This window comes from Arhodomonas sp. KWT (assembly GCF_010993615.1).
The window spans coordinates 1-1,406 of the sequence record NZ_WNXE01000257.1 but is presented as its reverse complement, the minus strand read 5'-3'; the positions used below and the strand labels follow the sequence as shown (position 1 = coordinate 1,406).

Here is a 1,406-nt window from a genome sequence, read left to right as displayed (position 1 = left end):
CGCACCGAGGTGCCCGCCCTGCGCGGCGGCGCGCCGGAGGACCAGAAGCTGCCCGAGGACGGCCGGCGCTTCCGGCTGGAGAACATCCGGTTCAACTCGTCGTCGTTCCTCGATGCCGACACCCTGGAGGGCATCGCGCAGGACTACGTCGGGCGCCCGGTCACCTTTGCCGACCTCAACGAGCTGCTGCGCCGGGTTAACGCCCTCTACGAGCGTCGCGACCTGCTCACCGCACGGGCCATCATCCCCTCGCAGAGCGTCGCGGACGGAACGCTGCGGGTGGTGCTGGTGGAGGCCAGGCTCGAGGCGGTGGAGTGGCAGACGTCGCCGGAGACGGTGCCGCGCTCGTTCTTCACCGAGCGGGTGCCGCTGGAGACGGGCGAGGTGCTCGACACCTCGCGGCTGCTCGCCGATATCCGGCGGCTCAACGCCACCACGCCGGGGCCGCAGCTCTCCGCCGACCTCGCCGCGGGCGAGTCCTTCGGCACGACGCGGCTGCGTTACAAGGTCTACGAGCCGGAGCCCTTCGTCTGGCGCGTCCTCGCCAACAACTACGGCAGCGAGAACAGCGGGACCTACCAGGTGGGCATGAGCGGGGCCTGGTTCTCGCCCACCGGCCACGCCGACACCCTCAGCGGCACGGTGCTCAAGAGCCGCGGGACGACCTACGGCAACCTGCGCTACCGTTTCCCCGTGAACCGGTACAACGGCGCGGTCTATGCCAGCGCCAGCCGCAACGCGCTGTCCATCATCCGCGGGCCGTTCGAGGATCTCGACATCGAGGGCACCTCGAGCGTCCTGGAGCTCGGCTTCGAGCAGCCCTGGTGGCTCGACCGGCGCTGGCTCGCCACCGGGCGCGCGGGCTACGAGTTCAGCCGCTCGGAGACCACCCTGGAGGGGGATGTCCCGCTCAGCGAGACCCGCGACGGCACCGCCACCCTCGCCGGGTCCGTGGAGTACCGCAACGCGCCGTGGTACGCGCGCTACGAGCAGCGGCTGCTCTACACCACTCACCGCAACGACACCACCGGGCGCTCCGGGCAGTACCAGCGCCTGCAGGGCGACTTCTTCACGCGCTGGCAGGCCGGCGAGGACTACCGCCTGGTCGGGCGGTTCGGCTGGCAGTACGCTTCCGCCAGCGACGGGCTGCCCTCGTCACTGCTCTACCAGCTCGGCGGACCGAGCAGCGTGCGCGGCTACGACGCCGGGATCCTCGCCGCCCCTCACGGGCTCGACCTGGGGCTGGAGGCGCACTGGTCGTTTCATCCCGGCTGGGAGGCTTCGCTGCTCGCGGATTACGGCCAGGCGGTGGATATCGACGGCGACAACCCGTCGATCTACAGCCTCGGCGTCGGGCTGCAGTACCGCCTGGGGCGCACGCTCGTGGCCAGGGCCGTCTACGCCCA

General features: G+C 71.1%; 1 protein-coding gene. It reads left to right on the top strand.

Annotated features, from left to right (window positions below):
- A partial coding sequence (locus tag G7A99_RS17510) for a ShlB/FhaC/HecB family hemolysin secretion/activation protein (RefSeq protein WP_163142562.1) occupies window positions 1-1,406 on the top strand: 1,406 nt, incomplete at both ends.